The following is a 13044-nucleotide window of genomic DNA, read 5'->3' as shown; positions in this document are numbered from 1 at the left end:
CGCCGCTCGATCACTGGAGGGCGGGGGTGTTCTCGGCGAAGTATTCGTGGCTATCGGCGTTGTTCAGCGCCTTTGCCGGGTCCGAGATTGCGAGCGACTTCGCGCCGGACTGGCCGTACACCCAGTCGTCCGTGCCGGCGACGGCGTCGAAGTGCGAGAGCTCGTGGATGATCGTGCCGCCCTTCGAGTCCGTGCCGGACAGCGGCGCGCTCCAGAAGACGCTGCAGAGATACACGTTGTACGGCTGGTTCGGATACACGTACGCGTAATATTTCTTCTTGCAGCCGCAATCGAAGTTCAAGGGCTTCGAATCGACCGCGTCCTTGATGGCCACGAACTGGCTCTTCGCGGTGTTCCAGCCGTTCGTCGAGAACGCGCCGAACCACGTGGTGTACCGCGGATTCGCGGCGGGCGTGCCGCCGAGGTAGAGGACCGCGCCGTCGGCCATGGTGCTCGCCGCGCCGAGCGCCTGTGTGACCGTGGTTTGCTGGTCCGCAGAGCACTTGCTGAACCCGACGCTCCCGAAGTTCTGCGGGCCCGGGGCGCTGATGAACTGGGGCGACGGCGCGTTCGCGCGGCCCTCGATCCACAAGCTCACCTCGTTGGAATCGAGCGAGACCGCCTGCTTCGTCACGGACGTCAGCATGTCGGCCGCGTACCGGATCGTGTACGTGGCCGACTGCGTCAGATCGTAGAAGCCCGAGAGCGTGGCCGTGCGCGTCACGCTCTTGCCCGGGCCGAGCACGACATAATCCTCGTCCGACATCGCCGGGCGCTTGTAATGCGGGCCGGTGAACTCCACCGGCTGTCCGCCCCGCATCACGAGGAAGAGATCCTCTTCGAGTTCCTCGCCCGGCGCATACCACGCAGGCAGGTGGATCGAGCGTTTCGTGGTGTTGGTGAGCTTCACCGTGACCGTCACACTCTCGGTCTGGCTCACGGATGCCTTGTCGACGGAAAGCTCGACCGCGATGTCACCCGCGGCAGGATCCATTCCGTCGTCGACCACGACCTCGCTGCCGACCCCATCCTCCTCGTCCTGGACAACGCACGCGCCGAGCAGCATCGCGCTCGCAGCACCCAAAGCCAGCCACTTGAAAGGAAGCTTCTTGCTCATCGTTGGACCCCTGGACAGGAGGAGCGACCGGCGGTGACAGCCCGACAGGGAGACTCCTCACTGACCATCCACCCTATCATTTGCGTTTTCGAAATGAAATTGGAAATCGCCAAAGGCAGGAAAATAAGCCGTGGGGATGCCGACGGGTGGTCACTCGAGTGACCGAAATGGGCGAGCTCCCGCGATTGCGAAGGTCAGCTTTGTTTTTCGGTCGCGATGACGGCGCGTCGCTCCGCGAGCCAGGCGCGGGCCTCGGCTTCGGTCGCGAAATAACGGGTGGGCACCGTGTCGATTCGACGGATGAAGCTGCCGGCGCGCACGACGAGGTCCGCGAGGACGCGGATCGCGAAGTGCGCCCCGAAGACGGCCACGCCGAGCACGGGGACGTCGTGCACCTTCTCCGCCCCCGCCTTGCGTGCGCCCGCGCTGACGGACCCGATGCGCGAGAGATCCACGAGCTTCAGCAGATAAGGACGGCCCGCGATGAAGGACTTCTCCAGCGACGTCAGCTCGCGCATCTCCGCCTCACTGATGTCCCCGGCGAACCTCCACACGGCCGTATCTGGCGGCTCGAAAAATACCGTATGCTTCTCCCTCATCGGGGGTCTCGCGACACGTTCGAGCGGAGATCGTGCCGAAACCGATAGGTGAAACCAAGCAAAAACGGCGCGCTACACGTGCTCGTCCGGGCGAGCCGTATTACCTCGAAGCGGCGCGTCAGCGAGAAGACGGATGTGCCTTGCTTGCGCTCGGCCCGCTGGGCACGAGCGCAGTCAGGTACGTTCGTGAATGTTTTAGAAAGAAAAACTCAGCCCGCGATCATTCAATATCGTCGCCCAGGCGCTGCGGTATCATGCGCGGCCGGACGGCGGGGCGGGGTGGGCATCTCGTCGGAATCGCGCGCGGGTGCCATTTCGAGCGTCGACGGATGCACGAGGACGGGCGAGCGAGAAAGGAGCGCGTACGTGCCGAGCAAACACGTCACAGTCACCACGATGACGGCGAGTGGGTGAGGCTTCGCCTGCAAGAGCGCATGTGGCAAGGGGACCTCCTCGAAGAAAGGATCGCGCTCGGGGGCGCCAGCGTCCACGGAAAAGAACGCGAGGTCGGACATTGATCGTCCCATGCTTGACAGGGCGTCGGTCCTGTGCCCTTTGGTCTTGACTGGAGAGATGAGCACGATGGTGGACAAGCTCGATGTCGCCCGAGCGCTTCGTGAGATCGGGGCCCTGCTCCGATGCAAAGGGGAGAGCTCGTTCAAGGTGCAGGCCTACGAGAATGGCGCCTCCGCGGTCGAGGCGCTTTCCGAGGACCTCGGCCGGCTGGTCGAGGAGGCGCGCCTGACGCAGGTGCCCGGCATTGGCGCGTCGCTCGCTTCCGTCATCACCGAGATCGTCCGTACGGGGCAATCAGAGCTGCTCACGCAGGTCCGCGCGGAGCTGCCGCCCGGCGTGCTCGAGCTTTGCGAGATTCCAGGGCTCAGCCCGAAGAAAATCCAGGTGCTCCACGACGCGCTGGGGATCACGAGCGTGGAGGACCTGCGGCAGGCCTGCCTCGCAGGCCGCGTCCGCTCGGTGAAAGGATTCGGCCCGAAGACGCAGCAGAGCCTGCTCGAGGCCATCGCGCAGCGCGAGACCCGCGTGGAGCAGGTGCTGCTCGTCGACGCGCTCGCCGTGGCGGAGCCGCTGCTCGACCACCTCCGCGCCTTTCCCGCGGTGCAGCGAGCGGATCTCGCGGGCGAGGTGCGTCGTTTTTGCGAGACGGTCTCCGAGGTGCAGCTCGTCGCGGCGAGCGACGAGGCCCATGCGGTGCTCGATCACGCCGAGCGATTTCCGCGGGTGACGAGGGTGCGCAGCCGAGACGCAGAGCGGGTCGAGCTGTTTCTCGCGGGAGACGTCCGCGCGTCGGTGCACGTGGCGCCGCCCGCCCATTACGCCGCCGCGCTCTTGACGCTGACCGGCGCGCCGGCGCACCTCGCCGAGCTCGGCAAAACGGCCACCGAGCACGGCCTCGAAGACGTGCGCGCGCTCGTGAGCATCGAGAGCGAGGACCAGATTTACCGGGCGCTCGGCCTGAATCCCGTGCCGCCCGAGCTACGCGAGGGAGACGGAGAAATCGAGGCGGCACGGCACGACGATTTCGCCGACCTCGTCACGCAGGCCGACATCCAGGGCATGGTGCATTGCCACACCGTCTTTTCGGACGGCAACGATACCATCGAGGACATGGCGCGCGCGGCCGAAGCGATGGGGATGAAATACCTCACGATCACGGATCATTCGCCGACGGCGCATTACGCGAGGGGCGTGGAGCTCGATCGCCTCAAGTCGCAGTGGGACGAGATCGCGCGCGTGCAGGAGCGGGTGAAGATCAAGCTTCTGCGCGGGACGGAGTCGGACATTCTCGCGACGGGCGCGCTCGATTACCCCGACGCCATCCTGGAGCAGCTCGACGTGGTGATCGCCAGCGTCCATTCACGCATGAAGATGGACGAGGCGGCCATGACGCAAAGGCTCGTGGACGCGATGCGGCAGCCGATCTTCAAGATATGGGGCCACCCGCTCGGCCGCCTGCTCTTGCGGCGCGAGCCCTTCGCGTGCCGGGTCGAGGAGGTGCTCGACGTGATCGCCTCGTCGCGAGCCGCGATCGAGGTCAACGGGGACCCGTACCGGCTCGACATGGAGCCGCGCTGGCTGAAGGAGGCGCGGAAGCGGGGGATCCGTTTCGTCATCTCGACGGACGCGCATTCGACGAAAGGCCTTTCGTCCCTGCGTTTTGGTGTGGGTGTGGCGCGGCGAGGCGGGCTCCGCAAGGGCGAGGTGCTCAATGCGCTCGGCCCCGAAGGTTTCGCGACGGCGGTCAGGCCCAGCCATTGAGGGTGGGCGCCGAAGTTGCAGGTGCTCCGGGTACGATCCTCGCACGCGCGTATCGGCATGACCCCGAAAGCGAAGAACGACAGCCGCCCCCCGAGCCCCGCCCGCCCGCGGACGCTTCCGGGACGCGCCCCCGCCTCCAACGCGTGCCCGCTGTTTTTCCGCGTCCTCGTGTACGAGGCGCGCTCGGGCGAGAAGAGCTTCGCCGATTGCGGCCACGAGCTCGGCCGGCAAATCTTCTCCATCGTGGGAAACGAGCTCGGAGAAGACGTGCTCGGTGAGCTCGTCGTGCTCATCATGAAGCGCGACACCCTGGCGATCCTGCAATGGTTGAAGGCCCGCGTGCCCCGCATGATGGACATGATCCCGACGCGCGAATACCGCGCTTTCATGAAGGGATTCATGCAGGCGGTCGTCGAGTAGCCCTCACTTGAGCTCGAGCATGAGCTCGAACTCGCCCGCCTCGTCCATCCATCCGTCGACGACGACGTAATAGGTCGCGCCTGCCTGGACGTCGTCGATCTGATTGACGTCGTTGTCCTCGACCATCGATCCGAGCGAGCAATCGAGCACGTCGCCTGCGCTGCCGGGGCACGCAGTCCACGTGTGCAGCCAGTGGTGCGCGTACTGGGGATGGAGCGTCGCGACGAGCGTGCCCGGCGACGAGGGCCGGACGGGAAAGACGAGCTCCTTGCCGATTCTCTCGCCGGCCATGCACTCGCTGAACATCGGGCTCGCCGTCGTCAGGTCCGTCCCCCGGCTCGTGTCGTCGAAGAGGGACAAGGATTCGCCCTGTGCGATCTCGGTGAGCGACGTGCAAGCGTCCCCCGCGTGCTGGCCCGGCGGGGTCGGGGGCGTGTAATCGTCGATCGCGCAGGCCGAGACCAAAAGGCCGAGCACGAGGCAAGTTCCGAGACGAACGAGGCGGGAAAGGGTCCCCATGGCCCGCGAGCATTCCACCGCGGCGCGGACGATACAAGAGGGAAGTTTGGCACTCAAAAGAAGCTCTTCAGCGTGCGCTCGACGCGCCCCGGCTCGAAGAGGTACGTGAGCAGGGCTCCGTAGACCGCGCCCGAGAAATGGGCGTCGTGGTTGATATCGTCTCCGGCCGTATACGAGTGCCAGGCGCTGTAGGCGAGGTAGGCCACGGCGAACACGATGCCCGGCACCGGAATCGGCAGGAACATGAGCTGGAGCTTGAGCTTGGGGACCAGGAGGACGGCGCTGAACATGACGGCGGCCACCGCGCCGGAGGCCCCGAGCGAGCTGTAATTCGGTTTTCGCATGTAGCGCAGGGTTGTGGGGATGAACCCGACGATCACCGCGGTCACGTACAGCACGAGGTAACGCGTCACGCCGAGCACGCGAATGGTTTGCTCCGTGAAAAAGTAGAGCGAGAACATGTTGAACGCCAGATGCGAGAAATCGGCGTGGACCCATCCCGCGGTGAGCAGGCGATGGATGTGCCCGTTTTTGCGCACCTGGTAGGGAACCAGGATCAGCGCTCGCCGCACCGACTCGGAGACCCACCCGAGCAGGCTCACAATCGCCACGGAAGCAATCAGCAAGACAGGAACGGGCGAGGCGAGGAGACGCGCCGGGAGATCGTTCATGACGGTAGGATATCACGGTCCGAGCGCATCGCGGGCAGGCTCTCGTTGTTGAAAGTCACTTGCATCTTCATGTCCCTTCCGGTAGAAGCTCAGCATGGTGTCAGAGAAACCACGTGATCTAGGCCTTTTCACTGGAGGAGCCCTCGTGATGCTCGGGGCCCTCGCTGTCTCCGTGCCTGCCTGCGCGGGGGTCGATAGCCACGATCAAACGCGAAGAACGGCGGAGGTCGTGGACGAGGGCGCGAACGACGACGACGCGACCACGAATACCGGATCCGGCGCGGGTGGGGCCGGCGGCAGCGGCGCGACCACGTCCAGCAGCTCGACGGGATCGGGCTCATTTCCGCCGCCCGACGACGATGAGGACGACGAGGACGACGAGGACGAGGACGACGAGGACGACGAGGACGAGGACGAGGACGAGGACGACGAGGATGACGAGGACGACGACGACGAGGAAGAAGACGACGAGGACGACGACGATTGATGGTTTTCAAGCATCGTGAGATTGCGCTCCTCAGCGCTCTCCTTGCGTCGATCGTTCTCCTTCCCCTTTCGTATGCGGAGGATCCGAAAGCACCAGCCGCGGCGAAGCGTCGGGCCACGTCGAGCCTCGATGCAAGCGCCAGCGCCGAGACGTCGGTGTACCTCGACGATACCCATGTCGAGGTCGTGACCCCGACGATTGCAGGCACGATCAAAAGCCCAACGGCAGGCTGGTCCTTGAGTGGCCGGTATCTCGTGGATGTCGTGACCGCCGCGTCGGCCGATATCGTGGCCACCGCGTCGCCTCCCTGGACGGAGGTTCGTCACGCCGGATCCCTTGAAGGCGCCTACGAGAAAGGGGATCTCGGGGTGGGCGCGCATGCGTCGATCTCGCGCGAGCCCGATTATCGGTCGCTCTCGGCAGGTCTGCACGGGACGCTCGACCTCGCCCAAAAGAACTATGGGTTATTGCTCGGGTATGCGTTCCGGCACGATACGGCGGGGCGCGCGGGGACTCCGTTCGACGTGTTTGGATGGACTCTCCAGCGGCACGACGTGAACGTCGGGCTCACGATCGTCGTGAACCGCTCGACGATCGGCGCCCTTCAGCTCGACGCGATGTTCGAGCGAGGAAACCAGGCCAAACCCTATCGGTATGTGCCGCTCTTCGCGGCGGAGGACGCAGAGCAGGTCTCCGCGGGCGCGAGCGTCGAGCTCGTGAGCGCGCTTCGCCTGCACGCGCGTCCGCTGGAGGCGCTGCCTCTCGTGCGAGATCGGTTCGCGCTCACCGGGCGCCTCGCGCACCGCCGCGCGGGCGGCACGCTGCGCCTCGAGGAGAGGCTCTACACGGATACGTGGGGAATGGCCGCGAGCACGACGGACGTGCGTTATTCGATCGATATCGGGCGGTTTGTCACGGTATGGCCGCGCCTGCGCTTCCACGCGCAGACCGGCGCCGATTTTTGGCAGCGGGCGACCGTGGTGTCCGTCGCGGAGGACGGAGCGATCACGATCCCCGCGGTCCGGACCGGGGATCGCGAGCTCGGGCCGCTCTGGACGCTGACGGGCGGCGGAGGCGTGTCCGTGAAGCTCGGCGCGAGATTCACCGCGAGCTTCCAGATAGATGGCGTCTTCACGCATTATCTCGACGCGCTGTATCTCACGCGGCGCAATGCATTGTTTTCGGCGCTCGCGTTGCAAGCGGCGTTCGATTGAACGCCGACAGCTCAGAAAGCGTACGAAAACGAGAGCTCGGGCGAGAGAAGCGTGCCGGTCGAGGGAAAGGGCTTTGTGAATTTCAAGGCAGCCGACAGCGCGAGCGAGGGCGAGAATGCGTAGGCCGCCGCGGCCCCGAGGCCAACGAAGCCCGTGCCGGATTTGCGATAGGCGCTGAGCGTCTGCGACGGAGGGTTGTCGAGCTGGCTCGCGGGCGGCGGCTTCGTCGTGTCCTCTTCCACGAAGACCCGGTACTCCGTGTCGAACTGAGCGATACCCCCAAAAACAAAGAGGGAGCCCCGGAACCCCGGCCTGGCAAAGGGCCGGGCGCCGAACGTGTATCCCGCGCGGACCTCGCCGTGAAACGGCAAGAATGCCGGCGCCTCGGCGCCGCTCGGCCGCGGTCCGCCCCCTTGGAGCACCCAGCCGAGGCGCACGCCGAGCGTGACGTTCTCGAAAACCACGCGGTCATAGCCGAGGAGGACCCGCGTCGTCGAGAGCTGGAGGCCGGGGCGTACGTCGCCGCCGCGCATGGCGAGCGGCGTGCCGTGGTATTGCGTGCCCGAGTCCCGGAAGCAGGCGTAATCGCCGTAGAGCTGGTTTTCGGGCGAGCAGACGTCGCTGCCCGCGTGGAGCCCCAGGTCCTGGACGAGCGATAGGGTGAGGCCATTGGCGAGCGAGGGAGCTTTTTTCGAGGGCGTGTCGGCGGCCAGCGCCTCGTTCGGAAAAAACAAGAGCGCTGCGACGAGCAGCCAAGGACGCGCATCAATTGCAGCCGCAGCCGCCCTCGGCGCTCGCCGCCCCGCCGCTCGCGCCTTCATGGACCGCTTGCATGTGGGATTCGCCGGGGCCGGAGATCGGGCCGACGGACATCGTCGGATGCGCGAGGTGCCCGCGCTCGTAAGGCGCGACGTGCGTGCAAGCGGCGAGCCCGTGCAGGAGCCCGAGGAGGCATACGAGCTGCGCGATTCGCAGGACCATGGAGACCTCGTGTCGAAAAGGGATTGGTTCGAGGAATCGACCTTCATCAGGGTGTCCAGGAAAGATGCCTTCCGATGAAGGCCGGTTCGTCCGGCAATGTCATTTCCTGGGCGTCGGGGCCCTTCATGAAATCGACCGCCGTCCAGGGACCGGGATCCTCGCCCGAGTCCGACGAGTTCCATTCCGTGAACTCGACGTGCACGCGATAGGGGCCGTTCGGGACCACGAGGCCCGCCGTGTCCGTGCCATTCCAGGTGGTCACGTGCTCGGCGTGCGATTTTCGCGTGGCTCCGGTCACCGCATCCACCACATTCGTGCCGGAGGCGGCGCCCCAGCGCACGAGGTGCTCCACGCGCTTCGCCGCCCACACTTCGAGCGTCTTCACGAATGTATCCTGCGCATCTGTGATCCACACGGCGCCAATGTTTTTCGGGGCATACTCGCCGTCGAGGGAGACGGTGGTGAATCGATATTCGAGTGTGCTGCTCGCGGGCGCCGCGCCGCCCTTCCCCCCTGCGCCGCCCGTGCCGCCCGTGCCCGTGCTGCTCGCCGCGTCGGCCGCCGCGCCGCCGCTGCCATCTCCGCGATAAGGCACCCAGAATGCGGGGTCGCTCTGGGTCGCGGGGCCACAAGCGAACAACATGGACGGGAGGAGGCGTGCCGCCCACACGAGGGCAAGACGATTCGCATTTCTCGTTGACCTGACCATCGACGCCGGCTACCCTGTTGATGTTGACTTCTACTTTCATCTTCAGCTTAGAGAGATCGCACCCTGGAGACAAGAGGAAAGTTGTTCGTGTTCACGTTGACCCAGAATTCCGCCCCACGTAGGTCGGGCCTTCGCTGGTCCTTCGCAGCGCGATTGGCGGGCGCTTGCTTTTGCGTTGCGGGTCTGGGCTGCACGAACCCGCTCCAGGAGGACGCCATTGCCGTGCTCGGCCCCGAGTCCCCGGCAATCCCTCTCGGCCCATTGCACCGCGCCGGGCAACCCTGCCTCGTATGTCACGACGGCGCCGAGGCGACCGAGCTCACCGTCGCAGGGACGATCTACGAGCGCGCCGATTCGACGAAGCCGGTTCCCGACGTGCTCGTGCACCTCGTCGACGCGCGCGGAACGGCGTACGTGACGGCCACGAATTGCGCCGGGAATTTCTTCGTGCGTCCGGGTGATTTCAGCCCCGAATATCCGATGCGGGTGACCATCGAGCGCGACGGGTTCCGGCAGGAAATGGAGTCGCCGGTGAACGGCGAAGGCTCGTGCGCGGTCTGCCACACGACGAAGCCCGGTCCACGCTCGGCCGGCCGCGTCTTTTTGCTCTCCGTCGCCGCGAATCTGGAGGACCGTTGTCCGTGAGGCGAATGCTCCTGTCTTTGTCTCGACTCGCGCTCCCCGTGCTCGTCGTCGCTTGTGCCCCCGAGGCCGAGCCGGCAGACGTATTGCTCGTCCCGAGCCGCGCCACCTACCCGAGCGTCGGCGGCGCGCTGGAGCACCGCTGCGCGACGCTCGATTGTCATGGAAAATCCGAGCGAAACCTGCGGCTCTACGGGAGCTCCGGGATGCGGCTCGCCGCGGACGACGTGCCGGGGCATGGCGAGACGACCGACGCAGAATACGATGCGAGTTATCGCTCGGTGATTGGCCTCGAGCCCGAGGTGCTCAGCCTGGTCTGCGAGGAGGGAGGCCGCGCGCCGGAGCGGCTCTCGCTGGTTCGGAAAGCGCGCGGCGAGGAGGCGCACAAGGGCGGCGCGCGTATCGTCCCGGGTGATGACGCGGATCGATGCCTGACGAGCTGGTTATCGGCCGCGACGGACAAGGACGCGTGCGCGCGGGCGGCGGAGGATCAGGGATCGGAGTGAGCGCCGAGCAATCGGCGGAGCTCGGGCACGGCAGCGCGGGCCTCGTCGAGGTCACGCACGAAGCGGGTGGGGCTCGCGTGCTTGGGGCGCAGCGCGCGGACCGCGCGAAAAAGGAGATCGGCGATCGTCCGTAACGTCGCATTGGCCCCGATCACCACGATGGCCCGCCGAGGCCCGATGTTGCGGGTCTCAGCGAACGCGCGGCGAGCCTCCATCGACATCCATTCGAGCCGGGAGACGTCGCAGAACACGATGCCATGCGACCATGTTTCGGCGGCCGCGAGTTGCGCCGCGAGGAGGGGCGTCGCCTCCGCCACGTCGATGGTGCCCCGCATGGTGACGTGCAGAATGTCCGGCTGCTCGACCCAAACGTCGGGATGACTCGTCGGGGTGCGCAGGGTAGGAGGCTCCAATTCGTAGGGACTCCGAGGAAACGAGAATCGGCAGAGCAGGATACCGCGAAGAACGGTGTCCCCTCAACCGAATTTTCCCCAGCGTTCGATCGCGGCCTTCAGCCACGCAGGCGCGAAGGCCATCGGCGGCTGCGGCTCGGTGCGCGTCATTTCTTCCGCGCGACGGAGCTGCTCGGCGAGCGGCGGCACATCCCACGCAGCGCGCTCCGCGTCCGTGGTCGTCGGGTCGACGTCCCAGAGTCGATGACGCACGCCATCGGGGACGAACTGCGTCCCGTATTTCTGCGGCCGACCCTCGTACATGCACCAGCGGTCGCAGGAGGCGGCAGCGAGCCAGCGCGCCCGTCTGTATCCGCGCTCGGCCGCTTCACGCGCGAGCTCGTGTGCACGTCGCGCCTCGTCGGGATGATCTCCATGGTTGAATAACCACGCCGCATGAAACAAGTCCTCGGCGGAGGCTGCTCCGCGCGCGCGCAAGAAGGCGAGCGCAGATTCCGCCTGGGCTCGGCGCGCGTGGTCGCGTTCTCGAAGCGCGCGGTAATCGGGTGTATCGACCGGAGGGACTGCGGCGTGCTCGCGGTTGTCATCCGCGTAGAGCGCGGCGAGCGTGCTCGATGGGTCAGGGGCCGGAGAGCTGTGTTCGACTTTGCTCACGGCATCTTTATAGACGAGGACGCCGCTTGCGGAGAGCCGTCTTGCGCGTCGAGCGTGGCGCCGCGAGTCGATGGGCTTCCTCGACGATGGCCGTGATCGCCCCCCAGTCGGGGTCGCGATCGAGCCGCGCGCCGATCCAGCCCTGCCGGCCCACGTAGGGCGGGACGAAGAATCGGGAGGGATCGGAATCGATTACCATGGATTGTGCGTCGGGCGTCGCTTTGCACCAGATCGCGAGGCGCCCGTCGCCGTGGTGGTTGTCCATGAACATGACGAACGTCTTGTCGTGTACGGCAAAGCAGGGGCGTGCGTGCTTCGTGACCTCGGCCGTGCCGGGCAAGGCAAGACAGATCGTGCGGATGCGTTCGAATACGGCTTCGCTCGTCATCGGATGTCCGCCATTATCATGATGGCTCAGAGAAAACAATCGCCAGCCGAGGCCTAAAAGGCATAACGCAGGTGGCGGACGAGGTGCCGATAGAACGGTAGCCGGCCCATGACCCCGTGCATCAAGCTGGAGAACCGGCTTTTCGAGAGCCGTTCGACGAGGTCGGGCATCGTGAGAAACGCGACGCTTTCGACGAGCCGAAGCTTCGGGACGTGCTTTTCGAGGTCGTGTGGATCGTCGATCCCCCAGACGAGCTCGACCTTGGCGCCGCGCACCGTCGCCAGGCGGGAAACCAGGCGTACCATCGCGGCGCTGTAGCCGTCGAATACGACCTGTCCGCTCGGAAACTGCTCGGTGATCCGCTGCAGCACTGCTGCACCGTCTTTTTCATGCAGGTACATGAAAAGGCCCTCGGCGACGACGAGGACGGGCGTGTCTCCCGGAATCGCATCGAGCCAGGCGAGATCCGTCACGGAGGTGCCAATCCGGCGATACCCTTCGCGCTCCGGATAGAGCTTCTCACGCAGGGCGATCACGTCGGGGAAGTCGACGTCGTACCAGCGTACCTCCGGGCCCGGATCGATTCGATACACGCGGGTGTCGAGGCCGCAGCCGAGGTGCAGGACCGTCGAGCTGGGGTATTCTGCCAGGAACGCGCGTGTCCACTGGTCGAAGTGCCGCGCCCGCAGCGGCAAGGTGATTGCGCCACCACTCGGGAGCTTCAGCTCTTCGAAATCGTAGTCGATTCGAGCGACGGCGTCCGCGGCGAATCGATCGCCCAGGATCGTATTCGGGGCCGTGGCGTCGAGCGCCTTGCCGTACAGCGTGGCGAGGTACGTCTCCTTGTCCTTCGTCAGGCGAACCTTTTTCGTGTCCATCCTCGCCTCGGGCTGCGGTGCGCACGATCGCGGTCCGGGGAGTACATCAAGCCCGGTCGCCGCGGTCAAGCGACCGCTCGGCTCGCCGAGTGTCCGCCGCTGTATCAGCGGCCGTCCCCAGCCTCGATGCGCCGCGCCCGTCGCCGCCTCACGAGGGCCACGGCGAGCAGCAAGCCGAGGGCGCCTCCGAGGTACGAACCGATGTGGATGCGCCACACCCGCACGAACGCCGCGGCCCGCGCCGGGCCGGCGGGCATCTCCGCGACCGCGTGTTGATCCCACGGATCGAAGCTCGACGGCGACAATCCCAGGAGCAACGCGGCGAGCGCCGCGGTCACCATCGGAACGGCGACGAAGCCGAGCAATCGGCGAATGGGGAGTCGCTGCGGAAGTCGCTGCGACGGCTCGTTTGCAATACGGAGCGCCATGCCGGCGAGCAAACCTAGTACATCATCCCCAAAGTTCGTAGTGGTTCACGCGATCGGCATGAGCATCCAGCTGAAGGAACCGTGGAGGAGGTCGAGCAGCGGCTCCTGCTCGCGGTGCTGATAGGGCGTGGGCTCCCAGCG

Annotated in this window: 19 protein-coding genes; 6 read left to right on the top strand and 13 right to left on the bottom strand. The window is 66.0% G+C overall.

Features of this window, described 5'->3' with window-relative positions:
- Positions 1–10: 10 nt before the first annotated feature.
- The 3 genes from KEG38_RS42600 to KEG38_RS42590 form a co-directional block, all read right to left on the bottom strand.
- Positions 11–1117: a M35 family metalloendopeptidase gene (locus KEG38_RS42600; RefSeq protein ID WP_272426466.1), complete on the bottom strand. Its 1107-nt coding sequence runs from the start codon at positions 1115–1117 to the stop codon at positions 11–13.
- 194 nt (positions 1118–1311) lie between these two features.
- Positions 1312–1716 (bottom strand): SpoIIAA family protein, encoded by a 405-nt coding sequence (locus KEG38_RS42595; RefSeq protein WP_272426464.1) that lies wholly within the window; start codon positions 1714–1716, stop codon positions 1312–1314.
- 224 nt (positions 1717–1940) lie between these two features.
- Positions 1941–2231: a hypothetical protein gene (locus KEG38_RS42590; protein WP_272426463.1), complete on the bottom strand. Its 291-nt coding sequence runs from the start codon at positions 2229–2231 to the stop codon at positions 1941–1943.
- A gap of 58 nt (positions 2232–2289) precedes the next feature.
- On the opposite strand from KEG38_RS42590, the gene KEG38_RS42585 reads away from it, so the two are divergent.
- Both KEG38_RS42585 and KEG38_RS42580 read left to right on the top strand, forming a co-directional pair.
- The gene (locus KEG38_RS42585) at positions 2290–3993 is read left to right on the top strand and encodes a DNA polymerase/3'-5' exonuclease PolX (protein ID WP_272426461.1); all 1704 of its coding nucleotides are present in this window, start codon (positions 2290–2292) and stop codon (positions 3991–3993) included.
- A gap of 57 nt (positions 3994–4050) precedes the next feature.
- A complete protein-coding gene (locus tag KEG38_RS42580; RefSeq protein ID WP_272426459.1) occupies positions 4051–4413 on the top strand; it encodes a hypothetical protein in 363 nt (120 codons plus the stop codon).
- Between the two features lie 3 nt (positions 4414–4416).
- Here the strand turns inward: KEG38_RS42580 and KEG38_RS42575 are convergent, their stop codons facing one another.
- The gene (locus KEG38_RS42575) at positions 4417–4932 is read right to left on the bottom strand and encodes a hypothetical protein (RefSeq protein WP_272426457.1); all 516 of its coding nucleotides are present in this window, start codon (positions 4930–4932) and stop codon (positions 4417–4419) included.
- 53 nt (positions 4933–4985) lie between these two features.
- Positions 4986–5603: a rhomboid family intramembrane serine protease gene (locus KEG38_RS42570; protein ID WP_272426456.1), complete on the bottom strand. Its 618-nt coding sequence runs from the start codon at positions 5601–5603 to the stop codon at positions 4986–4988.
- 145 nt (positions 5604–5748) lie between these two features.
- Here KEG38_RS42570 and KEG38_RS42565 point away from each other — a divergent pair, with 145 nt between their 5' ends.
- The gene (locus KEG38_RS42565; RefSeq protein WP_272426454.1) at positions 5749–6090 is read left to right on the top strand and encodes a hypothetical protein; all 342 of its coding nucleotides are present in this window, start codon (positions 5749–5751) and stop codon (positions 6088–6090) included.
- Entirely contained in the window at positions 6090–7304 is a 1215-nt protein-coding gene (locus tag KEG38_RS42560; protein ID WP_272426452.1) for a DUF3570 domain-containing protein, read from the top strand. The genes KEG38_RS42565 and KEG38_RS42560 overlap by 1 nt, the downstream gene beginning before the upstream one ends.
- 11 nt (positions 7305–7315) lie before the next feature.
- Here KEG38_RS42560 and KEG38_RS42555 read toward each other — a convergent pair whose 3' ends face one another.
- The 3 genes from KEG38_RS42555 to KEG38_RS42545 are packed head-to-tail and all read right to left on the bottom strand — an operon-like array spanning position 7316 to position 8928.
- Positions 7316–8038, bottom strand: coding sequence for a hypothetical protein (locus tag KEG38_RS42555; protein WP_272426451.1), 723 nt, complete (start codon positions 8036–8038; stop codon positions 7316–7318).
- A 31-nt stretch (positions 8039–8069) separates the two neighbouring features.
- Complete coding sequence (locus tag KEG38_RS42550) at positions 8070–8285, bottom strand: DUF4266 domain-containing protein (protein ID WP_272426450.1); 216 nt, start codon at positions 8283–8285, stop codon at positions 8070–8072.
- Positions 8286–8331: 46 nt separating this feature from the next.
- Complete coding sequence (locus tag KEG38_RS42545) at positions 8332–8928, bottom strand: DUF2271 domain-containing protein (protein WP_272426447.1); 597 nt, start codon at positions 8926–8928, stop codon at positions 8332–8334.
- Between the two features lie 288 nt (positions 8929–9216).
- Here KEG38_RS42545 and KEG38_RS42540 point away from each other — a divergent pair, with 288 nt between their 5' ends.
- Together KEG38_RS42540 and KEG38_RS42535 are read left to right on the top strand one after the other, a co-directional pair.
- A complete protein-coding gene (locus KEG38_RS42540) occupies positions 9217–9639 on the top strand; it encodes a hypothetical protein (protein WP_272426445.1) in 423 nt (140 codons plus the stop codon).
- Positions 9636–10142: a hypothetical protein gene (locus KEG38_RS42535; protein ID WP_272426443.1), complete on the top strand. Its 507-nt coding sequence runs from the start codon at positions 9636–9638 to the stop codon at positions 10140–10142. The genes KEG38_RS42540 and KEG38_RS42535 overlap by 4 nt, the downstream gene beginning before the upstream one ends.
- On the opposite strand, the gene KEG38_RS42530 is transcribed toward KEG38_RS42535, so the two are convergent.
- The 5 genes from KEG38_RS42530 to KEG38_RS42510 all read right to left on the bottom strand — a co-directional run bounded on the left by KEG38_RS42530 (position 10127) and on the right by KEG38_RS42510 (position 12903).
- On the bottom strand, positions 10127–10555 hold the full coding sequence (locus tag KEG38_RS42530) for a hypothetical protein (protein WP_272426442.1): 429 nt from the start codon (positions 10553–10555) through the stop codon (positions 10127–10129). The genes KEG38_RS42535 and KEG38_RS42530 overlap by 16 nt on opposite strands.
- Before the next feature lie 63 nt (positions 10556–10618).
- The gene (locus tag KEG38_RS42525) at positions 10619–11209 is read right to left on the bottom strand and encodes a hypothetical protein (protein ID WP_272426440.1); all 591 of its coding nucleotides are present in this window, start codon (positions 11207–11209) and stop codon (positions 10619–10621) included.
- A 7-nt stretch (positions 11210–11216) separates the two neighbouring features.
- Positions 11217–11597 carry an MmcQ/YjbR family DNA-binding protein gene (locus KEG38_RS42520; protein ID WP_272426439.1) on the bottom strand — a complete coding sequence of 127 codons (381 nt, stop codon included), beginning with the start codon at positions 11595–11597 and terminating at the stop codon, positions 11217–11219.
- Positions 11598–11650: 53 nt separating this feature from the next.
- Positions 11651–12475, bottom strand: coding sequence for a class I SAM-dependent methyltransferase (locus KEG38_RS42515; RefSeq protein ID WP_272426437.1), 825 nt, complete (start codon positions 12473–12475; stop codon positions 11651–11653).
- Positions 12476–12579: 104 nt separating this feature from the next.
- Complete coding sequence (locus KEG38_RS42510) at positions 12580–12903, bottom strand: hypothetical protein (protein WP_272426435.1); 324 nt, start codon at positions 12901–12903, stop codon at positions 12580–12582.
- Between the last annotated feature and the right edge of the window lie 141 nt (positions 12904–13044).

It is taken from the genome of Polyangium jinanense (genome assembly GCF_028435265.1).
Classification (GTDB): domain Bacteria; phylum Myxococcota_A; class Polyangia; order Polyangiales; family Polyangiaceae; genus Polyangium; species Polyangium jinanense.
This window is presented reverse-complemented; position numbering and strand designations above follow the sequence as displayed.

Bases quoted from the DNA above. Each gene is read 5' to 3' on its own strand.
- KEG38_RS42550 (WP_272426450.1), bottom strand. From the start codon at position 8,285: ATGGTCCTGCGAATCGCGCAGCTCGTATGCCTCCTCGGGCTCCTGCAC.
- KEG38_RS42580 (WP_272426459.1), top strand. From the start codon at position 4,051: ATGACCCCGAAAGCGAAGAACGACAGCCGCCCCCCGAGCCCCGCCCGC.
- KEG38_RS42590 (WP_272426463.1), bottom strand. From the start codon at position 2,231: ATGTCCGACCTCGCGTTCTTTTCCGTGGACGCTGGCGCCCCCGAGCGC.
- KEG38_RS42600 (WP_272426466.1), bottom strand. From the start codon at position 1,117: ATGAGCAAGAAGCTTCCTTTCAAGTGGCTGGCTTTGGGTGCTGCGAGC.
- KEG38_RS42575 (WP_272426457.1), bottom strand. From the start codon at position 4,932: ATGGGGACCCTTTCCCGCCTCGTTCGTCTCGGAACTTGCCTCGTGCTC.
- KEG38_RS42570 (WP_272426456.1), bottom strand. From the start codon at position 5,603: ATGAACGATCTCCCGGCGCGTCTCCTCGCCTCGCCCGTTCCTGTCTTG.
- KEG38_RS42510 (WP_272426435.1), bottom strand. From the start codon at position 12,903: ATGGCGCTCCGTATTGCAAACGAGCCGTCGCAGCGACTTCCGCAGCGA.
- KEG38_RS42545 (WP_272426447.1), bottom strand. From the start codon at position 8,928: ATGTTGTTCGCTTGTGGCCCCGCGACCCAGAGCGACCCCGCATTCTGG.
- KEG38_RS42560 (WP_272426452.1), top strand. From the start codon at position 6,090: ATGGTTTTCAAGCATCGTGAGATTGCGCTCCTCAGCGCTCTCCTTGCG.
- KEG38_RS42520 (WP_272426439.1), bottom strand. From the start codon at position 11,597: ATGACGAGCGAAGCCGTATTCGAACGCATCCGCACGATCTGTCTTGCC.
- KEG38_RS42515 (WP_272426437.1), bottom strand. From the start codon at position 12,475: ATGGACACGAAAAAGGTTCGCCTGACGAAGGACAAGGAGACGTACCTC.
- KEG38_RS42595 (WP_272426464.1), bottom strand. From the start codon at position 1,716: ATGAGGGAGAAGCATACGGTATTTTTCGAGCCGCCAGATACGGCCGTG.
- KEG38_RS42585 (WP_272426461.1), top strand. From the start codon at position 2,290: ATGAGCACGATGGTGGACAAGCTCGATGTCGCCCGAGCGCTTCGTGAG.